Source organism: Methanobrevibacter millerae, from assembly GCF_900103415.1.
GTDB lineage: Archaea > Methanobacteriota > Methanobacteria > Methanobacteriales > Methanobacteriaceae > Methanocatella > Methanocatella millerae.
Map to the genome: position 1 here is coordinate 30749 of NZ_FMXB01000001.1, position 26624 is coordinate 57372.

General features: G+C 36.8%; 20 protein-coding genes. 10 read left to right on the forward strand and 10 right to left on the reverse strand.

Going from position 1 to position 26624, the window contains the following annotated elements:
* Positions 1–211: 211 nt before the first annotated feature.
* From F3G70_RS00165 to F3G70_RS00185, 6 genes are all read left to right on the forward strand, one after another.
* Positions 212–1189 carry a zinc ribbon domain-containing protein gene (locus F3G70_RS00165; protein WP_149730693.1) on the forward strand — a complete coding sequence of 326 codons (978 nt, stop codon included), beginning with the start codon at positions 212–214 and terminating at the stop codon, positions 1187–1189.
* A gap of 31 nt (positions 1190–1220) precedes the next feature.
* Complete coding sequence (locus F3G70_RS00170; protein WP_149730694.1) at positions 1221–1709, forward strand: methylated-DNA--[protein]-cysteine S-methyltransferase; 489 nt, start codon at positions 1221–1223, stop codon at positions 1707–1709.
* A gap of 36 nt (positions 1710–1745) precedes the next feature.
* Positions 1746–2747, forward strand: coding sequence for a M48 family metallopeptidase (locus tag F3G70_RS00175; protein ID WP_149730695.1), 1002 nt, complete (start codon positions 1746–1748; stop codon positions 2745–2747).
* Positions 2748–2753: 6 nt separating this feature from the next.
* Positions 2754–3647, forward strand: coding sequence for a TDT family transporter (locus tag F3G70_RS00180; protein ID WP_149730696.1), 894 nt, complete (start codon positions 2754–2756; stop codon positions 3645–3647).
* A gap of 978 nt (positions 3648–4625) precedes the next feature.
* The gene (locus tag F3G70_RS11935; RefSeq protein ID WP_188118006.1) at positions 4626–4772 is read left to right on the forward strand and encodes a hypothetical protein; all 147 of its coding nucleotides are present in this window, start codon (positions 4626–4628) and stop codon (positions 4770–4772) included.
* A 509-nt stretch (positions 4773–5281) separates the two neighbouring features.
* The gene (locus F3G70_RS00185) at positions 5282–12580 is read left to right on the forward strand and encodes an Ig-like domain repeat protein (RefSeq protein WP_149730697.1); all 7299 of its coding nucleotides are present in this window, start codon (positions 5282–5284) and stop codon (positions 12578–12580) included.
* 524 nt (positions 12581–13104) lie between these two features.
* Here F3G70_RS00185 and F3G70_RS00190 read toward each other — a convergent pair.
* The gene (locus F3G70_RS00190; RefSeq protein WP_188118007.1) at positions 13105–14490 is read right to left on the reverse strand and encodes a DUF2142 domain-containing protein; all 1386 of its coding nucleotides are present in this window, start codon (positions 14488–14490) and stop codon (positions 13105–13107) included.
* 383 nt (positions 14491–14873) lie between these two features.
* On the opposite strand from F3G70_RS00190, the gene F3G70_RS00195 reads away from it, so the two are divergent.
* Entirely contained in the window at positions 14874–15077 is a 204-nt protein-coding gene (locus F3G70_RS00195; RefSeq protein WP_223165961.1) for a hypothetical protein, read from the forward strand.
* 60 nt (positions 15078–15137) lie between these two features.
* Here the strand turns inward: F3G70_RS00195 and F3G70_RS00200 are convergent, their stop codons facing one another.
* The 9 genes from F3G70_RS00200 to F3G70_RS00240 all read right to left on the reverse strand — a co-directional run bounded on the left by F3G70_RS00200 (position 15138) and on the right by F3G70_RS00240 (position 24853).
* Positions 15138–16094: an ARPP-1 family domain-containing protein gene (locus F3G70_RS00200; protein ID WP_149730700.1), complete on the reverse strand. Its 957-nt coding sequence runs from the start codon at positions 16092–16094 to the stop codon at positions 15138–15140.
* Positions 16095–16457 (reverse strand): hypothetical protein, encoded by a 363-nt coding sequence (locus F3G70_RS00205; protein WP_149730701.1) that lies wholly within the window; start codon positions 16455–16457, stop codon positions 16095–16097.
* A gap of 60 nt (positions 16458–16517) precedes the next feature.
* Positions 16518–18458 carry a cation:proton antiporter gene (locus F3G70_RS00210; protein WP_149730702.1) on the reverse strand — a complete coding sequence of 647 codons (1941 nt, stop codon included), beginning with the start codon at positions 18456–18458 and terminating at the stop codon, positions 16518–16520.
* A gap of 51 nt (positions 18459–18509) precedes the next feature.
* Positions 18510–19118 carry an orotate phosphoribosyltransferase-like protein gene (locus F3G70_RS00215; RefSeq protein ID WP_149730703.1) on the reverse strand — a complete coding sequence of 203 codons (609 nt, stop codon included), beginning with the start codon at positions 19116–19118 and terminating at the stop codon, positions 18510–18512.
* 8 nt (positions 19119–19126) lie between these two features.
* A complete protein-coding gene (locus F3G70_RS00220; protein ID WP_149730704.1) occupies positions 19127–20086 on the reverse strand; it encodes a Gfo/Idh/MocA family protein in 960 nt (319 codons plus the stop codon).
* 15 nt (positions 20087–20101) lie between these two features.
* Positions 20102–20971, reverse strand: a complete 870-nt coding sequence (gene hemC, locus F3G70_RS00225) for a hydroxymethylbilane synthase (RefSeq protein WP_149730705.1) — start codon at positions 20969–20971, stop codon at positions 20102–20104.
* Positions 20972–21148: 177 nt separating this feature from the next.
* On the reverse strand, positions 21149–22549 hold the full coding sequence (gene cfbE, locus F3G70_RS00230; protein WP_149730706.1) for a coenzyme F430 synthase: 1401 nt from the start codon (positions 22547–22549) through the stop codon (positions 21149–21151).
* Entirely contained in the window at positions 22549–24402 is a 1854-nt protein-coding gene (locus tag F3G70_RS00235; RefSeq protein ID WP_149730707.1) for a bifunctional NADP phosphatase/NAD kinase, read from the reverse strand. Before F3G70_RS00235 ends, cfbE begins: the two co-directional genes overlap by 1 nt.
* Before the next feature lie 4 nt (positions 24403–24406).
* Complete coding sequence (locus F3G70_RS00240) at positions 24407–24853, reverse strand: pyruvoyl-dependent arginine decarboxylase (RefSeq protein ID WP_149730708.1); 447 nt, start codon at positions 24851–24853, stop codon at positions 24407–24409.
* A 45-nt stretch (positions 24854–24898) separates the two neighbouring features.
* On the opposite strand from F3G70_RS00240, the gene F3G70_RS00245 reads away from it, so the two are divergent.
* The 3 genes from F3G70_RS00245 (at position 24899) to speB (ending at position 26624) form a co-directional block, all read left to right on the forward strand.
* Positions 24899–25231 carry a hypothetical protein gene (locus F3G70_RS00245; protein WP_149730709.1) on the forward strand — a complete coding sequence of 111 codons (333 nt, stop codon included), beginning with the start codon at positions 24899–24901 and terminating at the stop codon, positions 25229–25231.
* 97 nt (positions 25232–25328) lie between these two features.
* On the forward strand, positions 25329–25718 hold the full coding sequence (locus F3G70_RS00250) for a translation initiation factor IF-5A (RefSeq protein ID WP_149730710.1): 390 nt from the start codon (positions 25329–25331) through the stop codon (positions 25716–25718).
* Between the two features lie 36 nt (positions 25719–25754).
* Positions 25755–26624 (forward strand): agmatinase, encoded by an 870-nt coding sequence (gene speB, locus F3G70_RS00255; protein ID WP_149730711.1) that lies wholly within the window; start codon positions 25755–25757, stop codon positions 26622–26624.

Sequence of the window (26624 nt, forward strand, 5' to 3'; positions counted from 1 at the left end):
TTTTATGATTAATTATTTTGATGCTTGTGTTAGGAAACTATATTTTAAATTAAGCTACAATTAATATCATTGATATTATCATCAAACATTAATTTTTTGCATTGTTGAATGTAGATTATCCATTTCAAGCAGATAATTTTTATTTAAGTTACTATCTTGTGTACAAAAAAATATAAATTATCATGGCCAAATATTACACTAGAGGTGTATCATGGCAAAATACTGTAAAAAATGCGGAGCTGAAATCAAGGATAATGCATTATTCTGCCCGCAGTGTGGTGCAAAAGGTGATTTAGCTGTAAAAAAGTCGGAGGATAAAAAAGATAAAAACAAGTATCTGATAATCGGTCTTATTGCTGTTGTAGCTATTCTTGCTGCCGGTGTGCTTTATGCAAGCGGAGTTTTCAATAGCGAAACTCCACTTCAGGAGACCAATTTCGGAGATTTTAAAATGCTTGCTCCTGTCGGATCCAATTATGTCGAAACCAATTCAGTGCCGTCCTATGGAGACATAGGTGGTTTCATCATTCTTGAAAATGGTGGAAAATATAAAAAAGAGGTTTACTGTATCATGGTTTCAACGATTGAAGGTAAAACGACACCATCAAGTGTTAGTTTGGATAGGCAGGAAGGAGACATTACGATTTTCAAGGATAATCAGGGAAATGATGGATATTTAGTTGAAAGAAAAGTCGGCGATTACGAATTCACTCTGATGGGAAGCGATGACAAGGCAATGATTAAGATGCTTAATTCAGTTCAGATAACCAACACAAACGGATTGCTGTCTAAAAGCACTCCAACGGTAGAACAGACTTCAAGCACTGCCGCTCCAACTTCATCCGCTCCAGCTTCATCATCACCGTCTTCAATAAGCATATTGGGAGGAAGCTTCACAACCGGAAGCGCTGATGCAGACAAGACCTACGCAAGGATTAATGTGGGAACGGCACATGCCGGAGAGAACGTAATTGTCCAAATCTTCTATTCAAGGGATGGAAACGCTTTAAACAACGGTAACATGGTTCCTGCAAGCGTGCATTCAGACGGCTATCTTGAAATAGCCAGTGCTGATGCATACAAGTACTATCCTGACCATGCGACAATCAAAATTTATGACTCAAACAGCAAGCTGCTGACGACCAAGGACGTTTCACTGTCCCCTACAAGCGGTACTCAAACATTCTGAGTACCTTGTTTTTTTATTTTAATTGATTTAAATGATTAATTCTACTTATTATAGATCTCCTTTGGGGGAGATGCTTTTGGCTTCAAAAAATAATAAATTAATAGGCGCTTGGTTTGAAGGCCAGAAGTATTATCTGGCCAATATTAATGAAAATATCATAGAAAAAGAAGACGAAATTCTAATAAAAACAGTTAACTGGCTGGATGACTATTTTAAAGGAAATAAACCATCTATTAATGGCTTGGATTTGGCACCTGAAGGGAGCGATTTCCGCCTTAAAGTATGGGAAATCCTACGTGAAATCCCTTACGGCGAAACCATTACCTATGGTGAGATAGCAAAGCGAATTTCAAAAGAGGGGAAAATGTCTGCCCAAGCTGTTGGCGGTGCGGTGGCCCACAATCCGATTTCAATAATAATTCCATGCCACAGGGTCGTTGGCGCAAATGGAAAGCTGACAGGCTATGCCGGAGGAATCGACAGGAAAAGATTTCTTTTAGAGCATGAAAAGAAGCGATAAAAATATTTATATTATTCTAAAAACAAAGCAATTATTATGGCAAAAGATGATAGGAGTGCCGTTAATCCGTTTACCGGCAAAAAACATCACGACAACGTTAACGACGACAAGTTTCTGGAGGAATGTTATCAGCAGTATTATGCCATCATAAGCAAGGCTCAAATCATCGATAACACGGCTGAAGGTCATTTGATAGCTAATGTGGCAAACAATTTAATCAATGCGGTTGAAAACTATCTTTCCACAATCGGAAGGCTCGATTACGTTGAGGATTACTACGACTGGGAATTCCACCTGCTTTTAGACAATACAGTCAATGCCTTCTGCATTCCCGGAGGCAAAATCGTAGTGTATACAGGTATTTTATCTGTTGCGAACAATGAAGAGGAGCTTGCATTTATTTTGGGCCACGAAATGGCTCACGCATTGCTTGACCATACCCGAACCCGCCAAAGCGCCCAGAATACCAAAAACACCTTGACTACGGCTTCATGGATTGGAAGCTTTGCTTTTGACTTGGTCGGCCTTGGCGGAATCGGAGACCTTGCAAGGGTTGCCGTCAATACTGCAGATATCGGTTCACAGTTTTTCCTTTTAAATCCATGGGGAAGGGACCAGGAGCTTGAAGCGGACCGTCTGGGCATGCTGATTATTCACTGGGCAGGCTATGATATTACTGGTGTTCCAGCATTCTGGCAAAAGATGAGTGGACAGAACGCCAACAATTTTGATTTTTTTTCAACACATCCCGCCGATGAAAAAAGGATTAACGTGATGAGGTCTCTGGTTGATGAAATCGAGGAAGGTATCGATTACTCAAAACCTGTCCTTGCCGATAAGCCTGACGTTAAATACACTCCGAAAAAGGATAATATCGAAACAAAAATCTGCGATCATTGCGGTTCTGAGGAAAGCGAGGATGCAGAATTCTGTACGAATTGTGGAGAGAAATTTGCGGATGCTAAATTCTGCACTAATTGCGGCAATCAGGTAAGCGAAGGAGATGCGTTCTGTACAAACTGTGGACAAAAGCTTTAGATTTAAATGAATATCATTGAAAAACTCCCAGTACCGATTTCAGGTCTGATTTTAGCTATTCTGTCATTGGGAAACCTGCTTCAGGGCTATCCCAGATTAATCTGTGGAGTAGTGGGAGTCATATTAATGGCAATGCTTCTTTTAAGGGTTATCATTTACCCTAGGGATGTAAGCCATGATCTCTCAAACCCTATAATACTGTCGAATTCCGGAACATTTTCGATGGCTTTGATGATTCTATCTACATATATCAATCCATTTAATGCTGATTTGGCATTGGGTGTTTGGATATTGGGCGTAGCCCTGCACATTCTATTGATTGTGTGGTTTACCTATCGTTTTATCATATGTGATTTCGATATAATGACGGTCTATCCGAGCTACTGGATAGTATTCATAGGAATAACTATGGGCGCAATCACTGCTCACGTTCACGGACTCACAGAAATCGCCTATCTCTTCTTTGTTTTCGGCTTTATAATGATGTTGATTACGCTGCCTCTGGTTGTTTACCGCTATGTGAGATATCCTAATATTTTAGATCAAAACAAGCCGTTAATCTGCATTTTCACGGCGGTTATGAGCATACTGATTGTGGGATATACCAATTCTTTCAATGCTCTTTCATATGAGTTTCTAATGGTGTTATACACTGTAGCTTTCGTATTTTTCCTGTTTGCCTTTTACAAATTTATCGAATACAGGAATCTGGATTTCTATCCCAGCTTTTCAGCATTCACTTTTCCATTCGTCATAACAGCAGTTGCGTCAAAGGAGGTCTTCGCAATTAACCAATGGTCATTTTTCAACGTCATTATTCCAATACAGACATTTATTGCTTTGGTTCTTGTCATTTACGTGTTTGTTAGATATTTTAGATTTTTACTTGATGCTCTTTGAATTTATGGAAAAGAGGTTTAAAATTAATTCTAATCATTTGCTTTGCACGGTCTATTTATTTCATAATTATGCTTGTTTTTTCTAAAAAACATAAAATTAATCATTATTACTCGCTAATTATAATTTTTACTTGGCAATATAAAAAATAAAAACTATTTATATCATTAAATTGAATATTATAAGTAATCAAACTCTTGACCATAAGGGGTGATATTATTTTAGGTAGGATAGTATTGCCAATGGTCGGATTTGAAACTTGTGTTTTGATGAATGCTCCCTTTGGCAAAACCACTAATTCGATAGGGGGAATCCTTATGAGCATCCAAATGAAATTTTGGATGGGGATGTTAATATACAGTATCATTTCATGGTGCTTTGCATTTACCTCATTTGGGTTATGTATTAGCTTAGATTAGGCCATAAGGTTTTCGCCATTAAATTGTAGAAATCATCAAATATTATAATGATTGTTTTTCAATGATATTAATAGGTCATATTAGGATTTGTTTATTTATAATAGGCACTTTCTACTTTATAAATTAAAATCTATAAAGTTTATATATTTATTTTTTCATACTATATCATAGAGTTTAAAATCCCTTTTGGATACAATTAAATTCTAACGAATTAGTGGTTTAATTCAATGTCTATCTACCTAAACATGTGCAAACATGTTATAGACATTGAAATAACTAATCGTGATTTTCTATTCATTACCAAACTATTTTTTTTTAAATGTATTCTAATTGAAAGATTCTGAGATTATATAAAAAAATTATTTCGAGTATATTGTTGAATTTAAAAAAGATTTAATTGATTTCATTACATGTGATAAGAAACATATTTGATTCCAAAAATTATAAATATCTTTTAATATAAAATTAATATTAGTGATATATTGTGTTAATATGGTAGTTAAGTTATGTATGGCTATTTTCGGCATTAACACAGTCAAAAAAACAATGGAGAATTGATAAAATGGGAAAAATATGCAGTGTAGGTTGTTTACATTTCCATGAAAACTTTGAAGTTATCGGCGATGAGGAAAGGGAAGTTTCCTATTGTGATTTGGGAAATACCGAAATATACAATAGGCAATATTGTGAAGACTATGTTGGATTGTGAATAGTCTTTCAAAGGAGACTGTCAATTTGTTAGGACTTTTGTTATTATTTTGTGTTTATTTCTTTAAAATCCATTTTCCAGTCTTTTTTTAAAATTTAATAAATTCATCTTTCATTCCTGGAAACTTAAGATTTTCCAGGTAAAATTTTTTTATTAATTAAAAAATTTTCCAATAATTCTACAAAACTACTTAAATAAAAATTTCTTCTCAGAATACAGAAAATACCTTGTATTCCTAGAAAAACCCTTTATAGGGAAATTAGAAAGCACAAATAACAAATTAGAAAATTACTTTGGAAATACATTAGATAATCATACTAAAAAGATATATAGGACTCCTGAAGGAATATTTGACTATATTATGGCTAGAAAAGATTGTTGGATAGAAAACCGAAAAAAAGGCCTAACAAAATGACAGTCCTTTTTTGTCGATATGATTATATATTTTGTAAAAAAAATTTATTAATGTATATATAATTTTAAACAAGCCCTAATTCTGGAGATTTAATATGAAAAAGAGATTATTAATATCACTGTGTTTAGTGTTAGTTTTTTACATATCAATAGCTGGTGCATCAGCTATTGGAGATAATAATCAAACACTTCAAACAGCAAGTGATGCGAATGAAATAATGACTTATTCTATTTATGAATATGATTTTAATGTTGACGAGTCAAATGTGACTCTTTCCGTTAGTGAAAATGAAGACCTATTAACGTCCGGCTTTCTTTATGTTAATGGGTCAGTAAACGAATCCGGTACTGGTGGTGAAGACAGCCCATATAAAACTATTTCCGAGGCCATATCCGCTTCCAGTGAAGGGGACACGATTTTCATTGCTTCTGGAACTTATTTCGGAAGTGATAATATTGCTTTAACTATTGATAGGGAATTGTCCATAATATCTTATGGAAATGAAGATGTGATTATGGATGGTGAAGAAAATTCCTGGATCTGGCATGTTTCATCAAGCAATGTTTTAATCGATGGAATCACATTTATAAATGCTTATGCGAGTAATGGTTCTGCTATTTATTATGAATCAGGTTCCACAAATAATATTATAAATAATTCAAAATTTATTAATAATTATGCTGCTTCTTGTGCCGGAGCTGTATTTTACTATTCAGGTCAAAATTCACAGATTTTAAACACGATTTTTGAAAATAATACTGCATATTCCGGTGGAGCAATCTATTATTATTCGACTTCAAACAATATAACTTATATAAATTCCGTTTTTATCAACAATTCTGCACAAACCGGCGGAGCTCTCTGTTTTGATAATTCAATAGATAATATTAATTTAATAAACTTAAATTTTACAAACAATAAAGCCGACTATGGCAGTGTTTTATATGCAGGGGGTATTAATAGTTTAAATCTTTCAAATGACATTTTCTTGGACAATCAGGCATCCTCCATTAGCTTAATTCCAAGGGTTAACATTTTCAATGACACGATTTCCGCCGTATGGGAAGGTGGAAACAACATTATGAATGCAATCTATGCATCAGGTTTGGAAAACATTAAATTATCCAACGTGACTTACTGGAATGGTGATGGTGTCGTTAACAGTGATGATGCAGAACCGGTTTTTGGCTATTCTGGTCAGAACATAACTCTTGAAATCTATAATGCAGGCAATGATGAGTTGCTTTTCAATGAAACTTACACAACTGATGAAAACGCCAGTGTATTGTTTAATTATTCAAGCTTATCTAAGGATAATTCATTCAAATACGTCATTTATCATGTTGAAGACAGTTATTATACTTCAATAGAATTCACTGACGAATTTAATCCTATTGTGGGAGACTTTGAATCATTGCAATATCTGGTCGATCAGGCATCAGAAAACGACGTAATTGAATTAATGTGCAATTATACATATACTATAGGCATAGACACTTGTGAGGCAATAACAATCAATAAAAATAATCTGACAATCCGGGGTAATGGCAATGCTATTGATGCATTGTCTCAAAGCGGAATTTTCATCATTCAAAGCGAAACTTTCAATCTGGATAATGTAACCTTGAAAAATGCATATTCAAATGGAAACGGGGGAGCAATAACTTTTGATGGAAAAGTTAAAGATATAAAATTTATAAACGTGACTTTTGAGAGTAATTATGCGGAATTATATGGTGGAGCTATATTCTTCGAGTGTGATGTTGACGGCTTTGAATTTGTTAATGCGACTTTCAAAAGCAATATTGCGGGTTCAGATGGTGGAGCCATTGCTTTCGATGAAGAAATAGATGTCAGCGATGGATCTTTTGAAAATGTCTCCTTTGTTAATAATACTGCAAGATATGGGGGTGCAATCGCATACAGTAATAAAATGAACGCATCAGACATCACTATATCAGACTCAGAATTCATAAGCAATTCCGCTAAAAATGGGGGTGCCATATCATATAACGGTGCTACACTCAGCAATATGGCTTATGTTAATGTATTATTCATGAATAATGCTAATAATCAGAGTTCAGGTTCCACTACTGGAGGAGGAGCCATATCCTACTATTCTACAACAGATTCAACTAATGAAAGAATAATCAATTCAACATTCATCAATAACACTGCAACTTATGGAGGGGGTGCGATTTATTATTATAGTGGTTCTCCAAGAAACTATTCAATTATAAATACCACTTTCATAGACAATCGGGCCAAATATTTTGGCGGAGCCATATATTTCTCTTCTCTAAAAGACGGCATATTAACTAATATCACATGCATTAATAATCGTGCAAGTATTGGAGGCAGTGCAATTTTTTTCATCAGGGAATGTGATAACAATGAAATCTCAAACTCAATATTTGTAAACAACACTGGATACACCATCTATTATTATAATCCGCAAACAAGCGGAGACAGAATTGTCAATTCAGTATTTATGAATAATGATGCCGTGGATATTTACGCATCCAGTCCAAATGTTGTTGCTAACTACAATTGGTTTGGGAATAATGCAAGCAATTACGATAAAAAGCCTTATCATATTAACTCACCCATTACGCTGGATACCTGGTTATTCCTAAATGCAACAGCAGATGAAAGTGCAATTTACACTGGCGATATACACTATGTGAAATTCGTTTTGGGAGCATATAACCAATCATCCACCAGTATAATCGATGAGGATTATGGGGAACTGACCCAGATTAATTTAGATTTGACCTCAGTTAATGAAACCCTATCTAAAGACCAATCATTAGTTGGTGAAGATGTTAAATTTTACGCAGACACGGTTGGAACGGGGAGCATCACTGCAGGATATTTCAATGCTGAATATACAATCGAATTTACAAGTGCTTTAGGAAATTCAAGTGTCGCTATTGAAGACCTTTCAGTTTACTATGGAACCACTATCGAAATCATTGCAGACTGCATCGGTGCTAAATCCATCATTCCTAAACTTTATGATGCGGAAGAAAATGACATCACTGACGATTATCTTGAATATGACGGCTTCAATATAACAATTAAAAATACATTGAATATCGGTACATACACATTAAATGTAACTACGGTCGTTGATGAAGATAACTTCAATCCTGTAAGCAATTCATCAACTATTACAGTTAATATGGCTTCTTCCAGTGTAACCATTAATAATGTGACTGATGGTGTTTACAACACTACAACACCAGTCATTGATTACGTTGTTGTTAATGAAACATCTGTATCATTTAACATTAATAATGTGAGTGGCATTGTGGTTGCCAACATTACTTCCGTGTCCGATTTGGAAATTGCTTTGCTGGCTTTGGACTGTGGTAATTACACTGTCAGCATATTCAATGCCAAAAACGAAAATATTAACGCTTCCAATGCAACTAGTGGGGAATTTGTTATTTATCGAGCTTCTACGGCTGTAACTATTAATGATGTGACCAATGGTGTTTATAACACTACCGCACCAGATGTTGATTACAGCGTAATTAATGAGACCAGCGTTACTTTCATGATTGAAAATGAAAACGGCACTGTTATCGAAAATATGGATATCGCGAATCTGACCGCAGAGTTAATCAAGCTAAATGCGGGCGATTATAATATCACAATAATCAACAATGAATATGGTAATTTCAACGCCTCAAACGATACAAAGGCATTCACTATTATTAAAGCCAATTCAACTGTTTATCTTGATGATTATGGTGCTTTGTATGGTGAAATAGTTAACTTAACGGCCATTTGTGAGAATGCAACAGGAATTGTTGCAGTCATTTATGATGAGAATGCAACTTACTATGATTTGGAAATCGATGGATTTAACATTACCGTAGCAGGTCTTCTTCTAGGTCACTACATTATAAATGTAACGACTTTAACCGATGGAAATTATAATAATGCAAGCATTTCCTCAAATCTCTACATTTATGCAAATTCTGGAGTAACTGTTAATGACGTTAATGCTATTTATAATGAGACCATTACGGCTATTGCTGTTTGTGATAATGCCACGGGTATCATGGCTACTGTTTATGATGAAAACGGAAGTGAAGTCTCTGCCGATATAATGATTGACGGATTTAATATCACTATTTCAGGCTTGGGTGCTGGCAATTACACTTTAAATGTAACGACAATTGTAGAAGGATATTTCATTCCTGCAAGCAATTCATCCAGGATTTACGTTAAAAGAACCTCTTCCACCATCATTCTGGAAGAGCATATTGACAGTATTTATGGTGATGTAATTGAAATCGAAGCCGATTGCATCAATGCTACAGGAATTTCAGCAAAAGTATATGATAAGGATGGCAATAATGTGTCAGCTGATATAATGATTGACGGATTTAATATCACTATTTCAGGCTTGGATGCTGGCAATTACACTTTAAATGTAACGACAGTCACGGACAATAACCATTTCCCTTCAAGCAATGTCTCAATCATTTCTGTAAACAAAACGAATTCCAGCGTATACATTGAAGACTTTTCAGGCATAGTGGGTCAGGTAATTCTGTTGGATGCAATTTGTGAAAACGCTACCGGCGTCACGGTTAAATTATATGATGACAACGGAACGGAATATTCCAATAATATTATCGTTGGAGAATTCAAACTGGTTATTTTCAATCTCCCATCAGGCCATTACATTATCAATGTAACAACTCTTGTAGACAATAATCACAATCCTGCGGATAACTCATCAAATCTTGAAATCAAAATTGAATCAACGGTTTATGTTGACAATATCGCCGTAACATATAATGAAACAGTTAATCTTGAAGCCGTATGCAGCAATGCAATCGGAATTAATGCAACACTTTACGATGAAAATGCCAGTGAAGTACCAGCCGATATAATGATTGACGGATTTAATATAACTATTTCCGGTTTGGATGCCGGCAATTATATCCTAAACACAACTACAATCGTAGAAGGATATTTTGCTTCAGTCACAGTTTCCTCAAGTGTTATCGTTAACAAGGCCAATTCCACAGTTTACATAAACGATTCTGCAATGGTTTACGGGAATGTCATTGATTTGACTGCCGTCTGTGAAAATGCTACGGCGATTAATGCAACTATTTACGATGAAAATTATGATACTGTTGATGCAAATATCACTATTGATGGATTTAATATCATTATAAACGATTTAAACTCAGGAAATTACACTTTAGTGTTAACAACAATTGTCAGCGATAACTATAATTCCGCTACTGTCAATTCAAGCGTTTATGTTGATAAGGCCAATTCAACCATTGGTCTGGAAAATGCAGACATCAACTATGGTGATGTTTTAAATATCACTGCAATCTGTGAAAATGCTACGGCGATTAATGCAACTATTTATGATGAAAATGGAGATGTCGTTGATGCAAATATTATTATTGAAGATTTTAACATCATCATCAACGATTTAAATGCTGGAAATTACACGTTGGAAGTAACAAACCTTGTCGATGATAATCATTATAATGCCAGTGCCTGCTCAAGCGTCATAGTTAATAAGGTCAATATCACATTGATTCTTTCGAATGCAAGTGACATCAACCCAACAGAAAGTGAAATAATTGTTGTGGGATTGTCCGATTTAAATATCGATGGAAATTTGACTTACACGATTGACGGATTAACATATGCCGTCGAGGACTTTATTATAACTCTGGACAATTTGGCTGAAGGCAATTACACGGTTTTAGTTGAATTGGTCAATGATACGAACTATAATTACGCGTCAAATTACACCACATTCACTGTAAGCAAGGTTGATTATAATATCAGCGTCGATTCTGAGGACATTAAAGTTAATGAAACCAGCTACGTCGTCATCAAGTTGCCTGGCGATGCAACGGGAAATGTCACGCTCACAGTAAACAATGACACCCAAGTAATTTTAATCAATGAAAGTACAGTATTCGGATTGAACGGTATTCTATCAATGGTAATAGCTAAAGATAATTTAACTGCTGGAAATTATAGTGTTGTAGCTATTTATAATGGTAATGACAAGTATAATCCATCCAATGCAGCTACAAACTTCACAGTATCTAAATTTGATGATTATCCTGTTGAATTAACTTTTGAAAATAACACAATTTCAATTGCATTGCCTGAAGATGCTACAGGCAATGTGAGTGTTGAGATTGCAAACTTCACATTTTCAGGAGAAATTGTTGTTGGAGATGTCATAATAGATGTTTCTGTATTGGACGATGGCACCTATGCCGCAAATGTCTATTATCCGGGAGATAATAAGTATGGCGAATACGCTGATTCAATTAACATTTCAGTATCCACATACATTAGGCTAACCGCTCCAAGTGTTGTTAAATACTATGGGGGATCTGAAAGACTCTATGTTTACCTGCTAGATAAAGACGGACAAGGCATTCCAGATAAGACCATAATCATCAGTATCAATGGTATGACATATTCAAGAGTTACTGATGAAAATGGTGTTGCTTCATTGGCTTTAAATCTGGGCAGTGGTGAATATGACGTTTTAGTAAAATACGCTGAAAAAGAAGTAATTTCTGTAAATACTACAGTAACTGTTAAAACAACTGTCAACGGTACAGATATAGTCAAAATGTTCAGAAATGATACCCAATATTATGCGACATTCCATGACAGCAATGGAAACTATCTGGCTAACGGCGCTGAAGTTAACTTCAACATCAACGGTGTTTTCTACACCCGTTATATCTATGGTAATAACGGATTGGCAAGATTGAATATTAACCTAAATCAGGGAGAATACATTATAACCGCAATCAACCCGGTAACTGGTGAAATGTCTTCAAACAACATCACTGTCTTATCCAGAATCGTTGAAAACAATGATCTGGTAAAATATTATAGAAATGATTCACAGTATGTTGTAAGGATAATAGGTGATGATGGAAAGCCTGTCGGTGCAGCCGAATCCGTTAGATTTAATATTAATGGGGTATTTTACACTAGATCTACAGATGAAAACGGCTATGTCAAAATGAATATCAATCTGCAGCCTGGCGATTATGTAATTACAGCAGAGTATAATGGATGCATGGTATCAAATAATATTGTGGTTAAACCGGTTCTCTATGCAAATGACTTGATTAAAAAATACGGAACTTCCGATCAGTTCAGGGCATTATTGATTGACGGACACGGCTATCCTTATGCAGGTCAGCAAATAACGTTTAATATTCACGGTGTATTCTATAATAGAATAACTGATGTTGATGGATATGCATCCTTGAATATTAAATTGGGCGCAGCTGTTGATGAATATATCATTACTTCAACTTATAACGGCGCAAGCATTTCAAATAAAATAATTATTGAACCATAAGAGGTAAATTCCCCTCTTATCCTTTTCTTTTTTTTTAATCCATATTGATTAGTGTATATGCCCTAATCAATTCAGTGCAACTACAACAACAAATCATTGTATTCTAATCATAGCTTCGTGCATTCAACTAATGATTTGCTTTACATATCGTTTTATCTTCCTTAAATTCAATATAAATGATAGTTTTTTTGCCATAATATTTTTGAGGATATTCTATTTTTTCACGTTCCGCCAAAATTATAAAATACTGGAATTTCATTTTGATTTTTTGAATTTGAGAAATAACCGGGCTTTTTTGGCTATTCAAGTATTTTTTCATCCATTTTAAATTTCGATTAAAAATTGCTTTACTATATATTTAAATACTATCCATTACAAAATAATTAATTGAAAATTAAAAAAATCCAATGTTTTTTTTAATTATTCGTGTGCGAAATTTTGATTTGGATTTGTAGATTTTCTACTTTTCTAAATTTTTATCTTTTTTTCTATATTTTTACTCAAATTAACAGTTTTTTCTAAAATTAATAGTAATGGGTTATTGTCAAGAGAATCAAACCGCTTAAAAAGAGAATTACAAAGGTTATCAGGTATTTGTACTCAGCCATTGATTTTTTACTATAATTGATTATCATTGGTAATAAAGCTGTTATCGGAATGAAATATCTTGCCTGAACTCCCAATATTGTATATGAACCGATTGGAGTCCATATGATGTATAAAATGAAGTAAATTCCAAAGAAAATCAGTATAAATATCGCCGAAAGTATCGCACGATTGATTTTAGAGAAATTAATGTCGAACCTGTAGAAAATGGAATAGGCTAAAAAGAATATGAAATAGCATATGTTAAAGAATTTCAGACCCTTGAAATCCGCATAATGGAAAATGTTCAGGTCGAATATGAAAATGCTCGGCGAAAGGGCAATTGACTCCTTGATTACATGGATTATGACCATAGGGTTGTTAATCAGGTAGGAAATCTGGCCTGAAGATGAAACGTTGCTTGTCTCAACTGCTGTTTGGACATTTGAGCCCAGCAGTGGAGTTATAAAGTCGCCGAAGGAAAATAATGTGGCAATAAAGACCAGGACAATGCCGATTATGGAATATTTCCTGTTTTTTGAGTAATTCTCTTTTGGTATCACCAGCATTAATAACGCAAAAAGCACGTATGGTGGCTTGATAAGGCTTATCAATAGGATTGAAATGAAAAATATTGCCAGATACTTGTTTTCAACGTTATCCTTATACATTTTAATGAAACAGCATAGGATAATCATCGTAAGCGTTAATATGAATGCATCATAGCTTACCGAAGAGGCCTGGGATATCGTTAATGGCATCGTTGCAAGAACCGTCAGCCCTATTTTAAACGCAGGCGATTTTTTGATTGCCCAGTAGGCGCCTCCCGCAAAAACCAGCAAATTGGCAAGCCTTGCAAAAAACATAGCGAAAACACTCGTTAAATTCAGGCATTTTGCAAGAAGTATTCCGAGCGCTGATGCGATATATGAATAAAATGGGCTTGTATTCGCATTAATGTAGCTTTTGTGACTAGTGATGGGATCGGTAACGTGGTGATTGTCAAAGATTGTCAGTCCCCTTTTGGCTTCATTCAGCCTTAAAAAATAATCGTTTTCATAAAAGCCCTGATCGCTTTGGGGAAAGAATTCACCTTCCGAGAGCGCTTCGGCTCTTGTATAGTGATTCACTTCATCCGGATGAGTCATTGGCGGAGCCAAAAACACCATCATCAACCCGAAAACAAGTATGAGTATTAATGCTACCTTTTCAGGATTCATTTCACGATAAAATGAATATATTATACAAATAATTCCGATAATGATTAATATAGGTATGGATATCTCTTCAAATCCTCGGTACTGGTAATTTTTGGTTCCTAACATTGAAAATGTAAAAACAGCTATTGAAATAAGGTAAATTAATAGATATTTTTTATTTCCAAGGAATGATGTTTTCACGGATTCCAGATTCATTGTTTAATTCTTTATTATAATGATTATATAAATTAATATGCGAATTATCTCTATTCATCACCTGAGAATTTGACAGTCCATAATAAATCTTCTAGTCAATTATAAAAATAATGAAAATAAATATTTAAATAAACTTAAGTTTATGCCAAACATTTTGGGGATGTAAAAAGGCTTCATTGAGGCAATTGTAAGAAGAGGATATCCTGATTAGCAATGAGGAAAAAGAAAAAATCAAAAAAGAGATAGTAGACAAGATAAACACTGTTTTAGAGGAAAATGACGAATCCTTCAGGTTGGACAAAGTTAATGTCTTAAATAAAGCAGATTCAGTTAAATTCATGGGAAATTACAGGGTTTATGACAGAAAAAAATATGGCCCCATTTCTAGTGAAATCAATTCTTTCCTAAAGAAATATGGGGACGTTGAAATAAAATCCAAAAAAATCAGGGATAGTGGAATGAAATTTACAACAGTAAGTTTTAATTTTGAGCTGTAAAAGTTTCGTTATAATATTTTTTCCCCATTTTTTTTTATTTATGAATTAATACTTATTTTTTCAATTCTTTTCCATTATTTCCGGATGTTTTAGGAATGGAATATGCAGTACTTTGTCTTTATAAATTAATGCGGAACCAGTACCTATTTCATTTGAAAAGCTGATGCTTCTTCCTATTCCTTGAGTTTTGTTTTCCTTGATTTCGGACGTTTCAATAGCTTCCAGTATTTCAAGGGCTTTGATTGAAAGGTCATATTTATTAACAGTTTCCTGATTGGAGTCGTCCTTGTCGATAATGTAACTTTTCAGAATCTTTTCATGGTATTCTCCATAAATTTGTGGGTTAATGAAAACGTCCATGCCTTCAAACTCACCGTTTACAAAAACCATTGCTCCGCTTTGCCCCTTTATTCTTTCGAATTTTTTGACGTACTTATCATGCTTTGCCTTAAGCCTGTCGTAGCTTTCGCTCATTGCTTGGGTGCTTGAGTGAAATGAGTTTCTCTCTTCCAGACTACTTATTGAGTCCCACACTTCGCTTTGGGCGTTCATATTGCTGTAAAGGGCTTTTGCCTTGACGCTTCTTGTTTTTGAAGTTGCGATATTTGCGGATACCTTGAAGCTGTCCGTGTATGCCCATCTTCCCTGCTCAACGCAGCTTACGGACAGGTTGATGCTTGATTTAGGACCAACCAATGTGGTATTGTTTACAATCCTGTTCTGCTTGGCTCCTATAATCTCATCGCCGTCAACAAGTATCAGGGGACTGATGGAATTGTTCGTTACGACAATCTGGCCGACGGTACTCTTTTCGCATTCATCAATGCTTATGAGTCCAAGCTCAAATCCCTTTTTGACGGTGAGGATATCCAGTTTGGATGCCTTTGTCTTAATTGGAATGACTGCAATGTTTTCATGGATTTGGGGCTCCAAAAGTTCCATTTCAATATTCTTCTTTTCAACCGTGAACTGCGTTTTGTATTCGCAATCCCCTTCATTTTTCTTTGCCTTTGCCATCTACTCACCCATTAAATAAAATATGTCGCTTTCCGGATCCTTTTTAAGTTGATTTATCTTATTGTCGCTTAGAAGTTTGGCAATTATCACGTCGTCTTTCATGAACCTGATTTCCGCGAAAGTTTCTTCATCAAATTTGTCATAGAGTCTTCCTCCACTCATCGTTCCTTTAACAACGGTGTATACGCTGTTTGCAACATATGCTGCTTTTCCAACGTGTCTGACTTCAATGTAGATTGCTTCTGTATCGTATTTGTTTTTAGGTTCTTTTGCTAGTTTTATTATGGTGCCGATATCGAACACCTGAGGTCCTGATAGATTTTTGAATCCAACTAATGTTATGTACTTGTTTTTATGTCTCATCACAACACTTCCTTATTATAATCTTGTGTTTATGATGTATTAAGGTTTTCTATTGGCGGTTCAGATGGCTTCAAAGAACTTGTTGATATCGTCTCTTTGTCCAGTAAAGAGAATGATGTCGTCTTCCAGGAACTGAAAATTGTCACTGATATTTGTAATGGTGTTGTTCTCGCGGATAACGCTTGTAATGGTCAATTCGTATTTTTCAAATGGAAAATCGCTGATGTGGGCATCATTGTAAACCCTGAGGGAGTCCAGTTCGATGTCTGTAAATGAATTGCTTAAATAGGCTGAAACGTCCTCGGATGAAACGCTACGAAAAGCGTTATAGTTGTCTGATCTCAGGTCATTAACTGCCTCGGCTATTTCATCCATGTCCTTGTTGTAGTAGTCCATAATCCTAGTAAACATTAAAATACTTGTTTCAAACTCTTTGGGAATGACCTCGTCGGCTCCGGCTTCAATTACTTCCTCGATGTTTTTAAGGTATTTGGTTCTCACTATGATGTGGATGTCGGGATTGAGCCTTCTTGCGGTATCTATGGTCTTTAGGGTGCCCTCGTAGGTTGAAGCTGAAATAACTATGCACTGGGCGCTTGTAATTCGAAGCTCCTTTAAAACGCTTTCGTTTGACGCATTTCCATAAATGATTGGAACGCCCAGGGCCTGCTGCTGCTCGACAACAACAGGATTCTGGTCAACGGCAAGTATCGGGACATTGAACTGCCTGCACGCTCTTGTCATCTGCTTTCCGATTCTTCCCATACCGACCAGGATAACGTGATCTTCGATGGGACGAGCCTCTTCAAGCTCTTCTGGAATGCTTTTAAGCTCCTCGTCAACCTGGAAATAGCTGATTTTTCCGAACTGCTTGATGATTTTTGGAGTCAGCTTCTGCAGGAACGGCGTCAGTGACATCGTAAGGATGCTCACGCCCAGAAATATTGAAAAGAACTGCTTTGTCATCAAACCGAATTTCATCCCTTCGCTTGCAAGGACGAATGAAAATTCCCCAATCTGGCTTAAAAGAATTGCTATCGTTACGGATACCTTTGTCGGCAGCTTTAAAATCATTCCTACGAAAAATGTAACTGCAAAGTTAATCAGAAGTATTAAAGCGGTCAGTATCAGGATGCTTGTGATGTTGTATAAGAAGAGATGCAGGTTTACCATAAGCCCGATACTTATGAAAAAGAGGCTCATAAATACGTCCTGAAACGGCTGGATATAACCTAAGGTCTGGTGTGAATACTCGGTATTTGAAATTAAAAGTCCCGCAATGAACGCTCCGAGTTCAGGTCCGATTCCGATAAGGCTCGTTGCAAAGGTGGTTCCCATACAGATGAACAGGGTCAAAAGCATGAACAGATCCCTGTTTTTGGTTTTAGCGGCATCCCTTAACGCCAGAGGTATGAACCATTTGGCTCCGATTAAAATCAGTATTCCAAGCCCTACGAACTTAAGGATTACCGTCGGAATCAGGTGTAGTTCAATCGTTTCCCCTCCAAGTATGGGAGTCAGGAGAATAACGCCGATTACTGCGATATCCTGGAATATCAGAATACCCAATGTAACCCTTCCCTGAATTGAGTGGGTCATGTGCTTCTGCTGCATTATCTTCATTACTATAGCTGTACTTGAAAATGCCACCAGAAATCCGAAAAATATTGCGCTTCTTAAATTAAGGCCCAAAAAGAGACCTAAAAGAGTAATGGCAATCGTCGTCAGAAATACCTGAAGTGCACCACCTATAAGGGCATATCGCTTGATTGCCGAGAATTTCTCTATTGAAAACTCAAGCCCTATGATAAAAAGCAAAAAGACTACTCCAAGCTCTGAAAGTGTTGAAATGATGCTGGTGTCATTGATTGCATGACCTATAACGATTCCCGTGATGAACAGGCCTATCATCGTAGGCAATTTCAGCTTGTTGAAAATCAGTAAAACAATTACGGCCGTTATTAGTATTGCCGATGCGTATTGCAGTAAATAGATATCCATTTTAAATCATTGATGCTGGTAAGGATAGAAAAATAAGAATGAAGTAGATGATTATAATCTACTTACTTTGATTAAAGATTCGATAGGTACGTCTTCAATTTCTGAAAGGCCTGCCTTGTCGATTAGAACGGTAACGCATGTAGGTTCTCCACCCTGGTCTTTAACTGTGTGAATGACTTCACGAACGGTTTTTCCACTTGTAATGACGTCATCAACAATAATGACCTTTTTGCCTTTAACGTTTCCGAAATTAGTACTTATTGTACCTTCGTCATCAGTATCCTGATCCTTTCTGTGCTTGTGAGGGTGGAAAATTGCTAAGGAAGTGTCCACTCCACTCATGTCCTCTAAAAAGTCAGCCATTACGGTTGCAAATGGTACTCCACTTACAGCAATGCCTAAAACAACATCAGCTTCGCCATGTGAAAGAGCCATGTCACTTAATGCTCCTGAAACGTAGCTTAAACGGGTTGAATTTCCTCCTATGCTGTTCCAGTTGATTGCAAAGTCCACCGGTGCATCAGGCTTTTCTTCTTCTGCTTTCTGAAGGGTCAGCCATCTTACGGTGTCCATACTGACATTAAGTTCATCAGCTATTTCTCCGGTTGTGAATCCGTGTTGCCTAAGCTCTTGAGCTTTTTGAATTAATTTACTTTTCATAAATATCCCTATTCCTCAAGTTCATCCAAACTAATTGGTCTATGTTCTTTTGATGATCTGTTTGCTGCTATTACCATTTTAAGGGCCTTGAGGCCGTCTTCACCAGTGATTTCCGGTTCTTTATCATTAACAACAGCATTTAAGAATGATTTCAATTCCTCTTTGAGAGGCTCTTCGTGTATGATTTCAATATCTTGGGCGAATTTACCATAAACGTCAATACTTTGCTTAATGTAGTCAACGGAGATGATTCCGTCCGTTCCGGTAAGTTCAAGTTCTCTTCTTTTGTATGGGGTCAGCCAGTTTACCTCAATGATACCGGTTGATTCGTTGTCGAAACTCACCATAATTTCCGCATGGTCTTCAAAATCACAGTCATCCAGTATACTGTTCATTGTACCGTAAACCTGTGTGATATCTGCTTCAAAGAGGTAATTCATTATATCCAAATCGTGGATTGCCAAATCTATTGCCACTCCAACGTCCTTAATTCTAGGTGGGAGCGGACCTACCCTTTTTGCAAATGCGGATACAATATCTCCAATAACTCCGTCGTCTATGAGTTCTTTCGCCTTTTGAACAGCAGGATTAAATCTTTCGACATGTCCTGTTGCAAGAATTACTCCAGCTTCCTTTGCAGCAGCAATCATTTCCTCAGCTTCGTTTAATGTAAATGCTATTGGCTTTTCAACCAGAACGTGCTTCTTGTTTTTAATAGCTTCCATTACAACAGAGTGGTGGAAAGTAGTTGGAACGCAAACGCTGACCGCTTCGATTTCCGGATTTTCAAGCAGTTCATTGTAATCGGTATATCCCTTGGCACCGTATTTTCGCTCAATCTTTTTAAGTGCCCGCTCACTTACGTCAGAAACGGCCATTAAATTGGCTTCTTCCATTTTGTGGTATACACGAACATGGTTTTCACCCATTGCTCCTACTCCGATAACTCCTACATTAATAGCTTTCAATTTTGATTCCTCCAATTAAACATAGTCCCCGAATACTTTCCCAATCTTTTGACCTAATTCAACTGCATCCTTAATTGATCCAGTTTCATTTTGCTCTTTAAGGATTTCTCCGTCTCTTGTTAGTAATATTGAGTAAATATTAAATTTTTTCTCTTTCATTTGTGCTATGGAACCGATTGGCCATTGGCATCCAACGCCCAATTCCTCCAAGACTTTCTTTTCTGCAAAAACTTCTTGCATTGACGTATAATCATTTAATTTTGATATTATTTTTTTCTTATCTGAATCTTTTCTTGTAATTATTGCAAGGGCACCCTGTCCGGCCGGCGGAGTGATGTAGTCAACGGGAAAAACGGTTTTGATGTGTTCGGTTAATCCCAATCTTTTCAGTCCTGCTTCGGCCATTATGGTTGCATCCAAATCGCTTTCAAAGACCTTATTGATTCTGGTTTCAATATTGCCTCTGATAGGTTTAAGTTCAAAGCCCTTGTCGTAATGATTGCAGAAGGCTTCACGTCTGAGACTGCTGGTTCCGAGCTTTGAGCCTGGCTCCAGTTCATCCCAGGTTTTTTCAGATATTAATACTTCACGTGGTGATTCACGTTTTGGAACGGCTACAATTTCCAAATCTTCATCCAATTCGGTAGGCAAATCCTTAAAACTGTGGACGGTGAAATCAACTTCCTCATCCAAAAGGGCAATGTCCAGTTCCTTGGTAAAAAGTCCTTTTGAATCCATATTGTATAATTGGGAGGTAGTGATTTTGTCTCCTTTGGTTTTAATGATTTCCAGGTCAATAGGTTTACCAGTTATTGCTGATAAGTCCTGACAAACTTGCTTGGTTTGTGCGAGTGCTAATTGACTGCCTCTTGTTCCAACTATCAAAATTATCGTCTCCAATCTTTTCAATAAGTTTATATAAAAAACTTTCTTTTATGCATATAAGTTTTAACTTATAACTTATTAAAAATTTACATTGTATTATCTATATTTAATTATAATTAAATGTTTCAATTTTAAGTAAAAATAAGCTTACATTGTTGTTGTTTTCGTTACTCATTTTCATCTTTTATTTAATTTTCTGTAATCCGAACGGTATATGAAAAGCAGATTCATTTTTCTTTCGCCCGCAATGCCGTAAACCTTGCGGTAATCTTCAATGAATTCGATGTCTTTATTTATTTTATTTCGGATGTTTTTTCCGACCTCTCCACACAGGACAATCTCTTTGTCAAGTTTTTCTATTAATTTGGCAACGCTTGCCTCATCGATTTCCTCACAGGTAATTCCATAGTCTCCGCCGATGGAAATCAGATACGTCGAATCGTCATTAAGCATGCTGATGGAAGCTTCAATCGCCTTTGTATTAATGCCGGGGTTGATTTCCTCAATTATTGTAATTCCGTTAACGACGCTTTTGTTTGTCCTTCCGGGAATTCCTCTATAATTTCGAAGTCCGTTAATTATTTTATCTTCATTAACGTTAATGGATAATGTGGTACCGACAACTCCCAAAACATTTAAAACGTGGTGTGAGCCCGGCGCAAAGGTCTTTACGGTAATGTTTCCGCTTATTAATTCATCATTAATTGTATTAACATTATTATATTTGATATCGATTAAAGTTTCATCAAGTGAGTAGTTAACGTCAGTTACATAAATATTTGCGGATTTATCGTCCAGACTGAACGAATTGATTTTGTCATGATCAATGTCTGAATAGTATTTATCCAATGATTCCTTTTCGATGCATACTACCGGACATCTGAATACCTGTGCTTTAGCGGCGCTTGCAGATGATTTTTTACCGGCAATTTGATAGTCCTCAACGATATTTGTCAAAAGCCCTACGTCTCCAAGGCCTGAAACTCCAAGGGAACTTTCAAAAATGGCGCAGTCATAGATTCTCTCTTTCACTTCGCCGCCGCAGATGGGATTTGCAAGCTTATATGCCAAATCCACGCTTTCCTTGATGTTTGCGGGTGTTATTGATATGTTCTTTTTCAAAACGATTTCCTTTTCATCGTCATAAATCAGAGCGCCAAGGCTGGACAGCACCAGAGGATTATCATCAATTAATATGTCCTTAAGCATGAATACGCAGCTGGTCTTTCCCTTGACTCCGGTAACTTCAATCTTTTTTATGTCTTTGCCCCAATCCTTTAAAATTTCGGCTATAGCTTCATGATGGGTAATGAAAGTGTAGTTAATGTCGGGATTATAGGATTCGATTTCTTTTTCAGTTAACGGCAAATGTATTGGATAAATAACCTTCAAATTCCCTTTAAAATCAGCCAAATCTTCCAATTGAATTAATTTGACATCATAGACATCAAGCATTCTCCTGTCAATGTCTTTTAGGGTATTGTAGATGTCATAACAGAATACCTTTTCGCCTTTCTTTGCAAGGCTTACGGCAATCTTTACTCCGCCGTGAGTCAAATCAATTACTAAAATATCCATTATAAGCATCCCGGCTTTTTGTTGATGCCGCCTTCACCCAGCTTGTCCTTAACCTTTTCATAGAAGTATTTGCTGCTTGTCCTGATGAAGTAAACGTCCTTGTAGGCCTTTTTGAACTTGATTTCCTCAAGATAATCGGCCTCTTCATTAATCTGGCCGTCCATAACGAACACTGCACTTTTACCTTTCTTGAGCAGCTTTACGGTTATTTCACTGTTGTCGGATACGATAAACGGTCTTGCGCCAAGCTTATACGGACAGATTGGAATGATAATGAATCCTTCGAGCTTAGGGTCAACTATAGGGCCTCCCGCAGACATGGCGTATGCTGTAGATCCGCTTGGAGTTGAAATAATCAGTCCGTCAGCCCTTACCTCTTCAATGGTTTCGCCGTCAACCTGAATCTCGAAATGAAGCATTTTTGCAGGCTTGTTGGTCATGATGACAACTTCGTTCATTGCGGTAAAGTTATGGTTTTCGTGTGAAACGGCAAGTTTGGTTCTTTTTTCCTTGTAGTACTCTCCCCTTAAAACCGCATTAAGGGCATCGAAGGTTTCAGATACTTCAATGTCAGTTAAAAATCCTACCGTTCCCATGTTGATTCCAAAGAGAGGGGTTTCTTCCTTAAGCTTTGCCTGTGCCCTTAAGAGAGTTCCGTCACCGCCTAAAACGACTGCCATGTCGCATCTGAATTCATTAACGTCCTTTGCAAGCTTTTTAAAGTCAATGTTCAGATTAAGGTTTTCAAGATGCTCCTTGAGTTCGGGGGATTCCTCAACAGTCTTTTTAATGATTTTTTCAAGTTTAGGATTGTCCCTCAGCTCTTCAATCTTGGTAACAAGCCTCTTTTCGACTTCAACTTCAATTCCATTGGTTAGGAAAAAGTCAACAAGCTTTGCAGCAAATAAGATAGGCTTGTCCTGATCGATACGGCTTGCGATTCCGACTTTACCGATGACGTCAGTCTGATTGTCATTTAAAATATCGATGATTTGCTTGTGCATGATTTCATTGTTTGCCGCAACGACGATTGCCTTTTCATGGATGCTTAATTTATTGTTGAGCTTTTCGCCGTGCTTGGATGTTATGATGGCTCCTGCCTCTTCAACGATGAGCTTTGAAGCTGCAATGTCGATAATGCGGCTTCCCCTCAAGTCCAGAAATGCGTCGTATCTTCCGCTTGCAACATAGGAAAGCTCCAGTACAACGGAACCCAAAACCCTCATCCTTCTTGCGCTGTCGACAAGTTTGGAAGCTGATAATGTTCCGCTTTTTGTAAATCCTCCAAGGGTCATTTTGCTGAAATTAACGACGTCACTTGGCTGAACCCTTTCGTTATTGAGCCAGCATCCTTTTCCCTTTTCGGCTTCAAAGAAATTACCGTTACCGAAATTGCTGATAAATCCTAATTGAACATCATCTAAAGTTGCGATTCTTCCTTCGGGAACGTCTGCTACAGCAATTGAAATTCCGTAGGCGGGAATCTCTTTAATCGCATTGCTGGTTCCGTCAATCGGATCAACCAGAAATATGAACTTCGGCCTTTCCTCATCTTCAATGTCGTCACGTCTTAACTCTTCGGTTAAGTTAATGCTTCTTTTGGTTCCTTTTCCAAGTTTAAGCTCGCCAACCTCTTCACTGATAATGTAAGACATGACTGGTGCATTCTTTAATATGTTAACTAGTTTATCTTCAGCTATAATGTCAATAAGTGATGTTGGCGTTCCGTCAGCCCCGATTTTAACCTTTTCGCCTGATTCCGGCTTTCCAACGTATGGCCTGATTGCCCTACTCACTTCTTTAATTATCTCATAAGCTAAGTCCGTAGCTATTTTTTTGTCTTTAGCATCCATATTTTCACTCTTCTAAATAAACGACTGATGCTACAACGCTTGCAATGTCATTAACTGTAGTTGTAGCTTCTTTTACTATCAGTTCCTTGATTTTAACTTCACGCTTTTCCATCATATACTTAACCATGAATTCCGCTTCTTCTCTCAATTCCTCAGGCGGCCTGTTAATTCCCTGTGTTTCGACAGCACAGCCCAATTCCTCTCCGATAGCTACTGCAACCGTTGCTGTTATTTCATCGCCGGGATTGTCTGATGTTATGTCTGAAAGTACGCAATTGACCATTGAGCCCGGTTTTAGGCAAGGCAGTTCATGTATTTCAGTATTCGGCCCAAGCATGCTTGAAACTCTTATCAAATTAACGTCACCTATTCCGGCATCGCTTAGGGCGTTGTCAAATGCATTAAGTTTTGTAGGTCCTTCATCCTTTCCACTTACAATAGCTATTTTCATTTTATCACTAAGTTTTATTATGTTGTTTTTAACTAATATATGAATATGATTTTAAATAAATTTTTATCATTGGTAATCACGGGATGTTTCTTTTTAATGCTGATGCTTTTGTTGTCGTCAGTGGTGACCTTATTCGGCTCACAATTTCATATTGCCTTTTCAGGCATTTTGATAATAGCTTTTGTATTGCTTTCAAGGCTTTTCTACAATTATCTGCGAAATGACGATACCTATAAAAACAACAGGAAAATCTCATCGGACAAAAAAGGGGAATCCTACATTACGAAAGGCGAAAGCGATATGAAGAAGGTATTTGTCATAATCTGGGTTTTTATAATGACAATCCTTTTGGCAATATCATTCATTTTAATTGCTTGAAAACGAATACTTTAAATAAAATAGTAAATAAAATTATAATTAATCTAAAATAATTCTTATTGTAGATTATAAATTTGGAATTTATGGAGGAAAATTAATGTCAACTAAAGTAGTAGAGATTAAAACATTAAAAGTCGGAAAATATATCGTATTGGGTGGAGAAGCATCTAAAATCACTAGTTTAACTACCTCATCCCCAGGTAAACACGGGGCTGCTAAAGCAAGATTAGAAGCAGTAGGTATTTTTGATAACCAAAAAAGAAGTATCGTTAAACCTGTAGATACCAAAGTAGACATTCCTATCATCGATAAAAGAGTAGGTCAAGTCTTATCTATCCAAGGTCCTAACGTACAGTTAATGGACATGGAAAGTTACGAAACCTTAGACTTGCCAATGCCTGATGAATTGAAAGACCAAATTACCGAAGGTATTGAAGTCGAATACATCGTAGCTTTAGGAAATATGAAAATCATGAGAACTAAATAAGTTCTCTACCTTTTACTTTTTTTATACTGAGACCTTATGCTATTGAATACTTATGAACCGTGGAAATTCGCATTTTCCGCAGATACTGATTTTGATAACATTAAAAAGGATTCATATGGCATAATCGGAGTGCCCTTTGACAGCACAACATCATATCATTCAGGATCACGTCTGGGTCCGGTGGTTGTTCGTGAAGCCTCTTACGGCTTTGAAAAGTACAATACCAATTTTAAAAGCGATCTTGACACTACATTTTATGATTTCGGTGACGTTAATGTCGTTCCGGGAAACTGTGAAGCAACCTGCAGGATTGTTGAGGATACCGTAAGGGAAATCCTTGATTTGGGCGTAAAGCCGATTACAATTGGGGGAGAGCACTCAGCTTCAATCGGTGTCATCAAGGCGTTAACCGAAAAGTATGAGAAACTGACTGTAGTTCACCTTGACGCTCACCGTGACTTGGCATTTGACTTTATCGGCGAGAAATACTCACACGCAACCGTAATGAGAAGGGTTCATGAATTGGGTGTTGATCTGGTTCAGGTCGGAATTAGGTCATCTTCCTGGGAAGAAGAGGAATTCGTCAAGTCAACCTATAACATTCAGACCTTTAAAAACAAGGACGTTCATCGTCACATGGACGCAGTTGAGTATTATCTGGCAACTGTTGAAACGCCGATTTATCTATCAGTGGATATGGACGTTTTCGACCCTGCAATCGCTCCTGCCGTTGGAAACCCTGCTCCCGGAGGACTGTTCACTTCCGAAGTCGAGGATGTAATCAAGGCTTTGGCATTTAAGGAAGTTGTCGGTCTGGACGTTGTTGAGACTGCAACGGATAAGCTGGGCGAAAACACTGCCGTAACTGCAGCAAAAGTAATTTATGACTTTTTATCTTTGATTTAA